General features: G+C 71.0%; 1 protein-coding gene. It reads right to left on the reverse strand.

Features of this window, described 5'->3' with window-relative positions:
• The coding region (locus tag GSF22_RS33380; protein ID WP_244454591.1) for a condensation domain-containing protein at window positions 1-1714 on the reverse strand (1714 nt) is incomplete at both ends.

Consider the following 1714-nt stretch of genomic DNA (forward strand, 5'->3'; position numbering starts at 1 on the left):
ACCCGCGACTCCACCTCCACCAACACCGACCGCACCACCGGCTCCACCACCGGCACCCCATCCACCAACACCACCGGCAACTCGGACTCCGGCAGGTACGTGGCGCGGGCATCCCCGTCCACATCGGCGATCATGGCGTCGAGGACCGCGCGGTACATGCCGCCGAGGCGTACCACGTTGGGGTAGCTGACCACGTGCGGCTGGGCCAGGATGCTGAGCACCCCGTCGAGCGTGGAGACGTGCAGCCCGAACTCGCCGCTGGCCTCGTAGATGGCGTCGACGAAGCCGACCCGCTCGGTGTCGACCTGCTGGAAGTCCAGGTAGTTGAAGAGGATCTCGATCGGGCGGCGCCCGTCACCGAGCCGCTGCACGGCCGGCAGCGGGTACCGCCGGTGCGGCCACAACGCCAGCTCGGTGTCGAACGTCTGCCGGATCAGCTCCCGCCACGTCCCCACCCGCGCGTCGTGCACGAACGGCAGGGTGTTCAGGTGCATGCCGTACACCCGGTCGGCGCCGGTCACCTCGGGCCGGCCGTGGCAGACCAGGCCGCTGGTGAAGACGGGCTCGGCGGTGAGCTGGCTCATCACCTTCAGGTGCGCGGCCAGCAGGACGCTCTTCAGCGACGTGCCGGTCCGGCTGGCCAGGTCGCGCAGCCCGTCCATCAGGTCGTGCAGCGGTACCCGGGTGCCGCACTCGTACGCCGGCACGCTCTCGTCCTCGCCCCAGCCGGGCGGGAGTTCGAAGACCGGCTTGGCGACGACGTCCTGCCAGTAACCGCGGTCCTCGTCGGACGCGAGCGACTCGACCTCACCGGCGACGAAGTCGGCGTACCGGACCGGCGGGGCGTCGAAGGCCGCCAGGGCACCGGTGTCCCGGACGCTGCGGTAGTTGTCGAGGATCTCCATCAGCAGGGAGTGGTGGCTCCAGCCTTCCAGGATGCCGTGCGACATGGTCAGCACGAACCACCACTGGTCGTCCCGCCCGACGGCACCGGCGATGCGCATCTGCGGTACCTCGTCGGGCCGGAACGGCGTGGCCCGCTCGGCGGCCATGTACGCCCGCAGCCGGGTCTCGGCCTCCTCGGTCGGCAGGTCCCGCAGGTCGAGCAGGGTGATGTCGACCGGCACGTCGGCGTGCACGAGCTGCATCGGTACCGAGTAACCGTCCAGGGCGAACGAGGTACGCAGGATGTCGTGCCGGTCCACGACGGCCTGGACGGCCCGGCGCAGCGCGTCGGCGTCGAGCGGCTGACCGTCGGTGATCGGGAACGCCGAGACGTTGTGGTACGTACGCCGTTCCTGGTCGGTGAGGGTGACCACCAGCATGGCGAGCTGCACCTGGGCACACGGGTACGCGTCGGCGAGGCCGGCCGGGAGCAGAGCCCGGTCCTCGGCGCCGATCAGGCTGAACGGGGCGACCGCCTGGAAGGCCGGTACCGCCTCGGTGGTCTCCTCGGTCGTGGCCTGCTGGGCGGTGAGGTGCGCGGCGAGCGCGGCGACGGTGCGGTGCACGAAGACGTCGCGGACCGAGACCGGGTGGCCGGCGTTGCGCAGCGCGCCGACGAGTGCGATGGCGTTGATCGAGTGCCCGCCGAGGTCGAAGAAGCTGGCGGTGACGCTGACCCGGTCCAGGCCCAACACCTGACACCAGATCCCCGCCAACCGCTGCTCAAGCTCCGAACCCGCCTCCACGAACTCACCCCGGGCCGGCACAC

Source organism: Micromonospora echinofusca (assembly GCF_017614955.1).
GTDB classification, from domain to species: Bacteria; Actinomycetota; Actinomycetes; order Mycobacteriales; family Micromonosporaceae; genus Micromonospora; species Micromonospora echinofusca_A.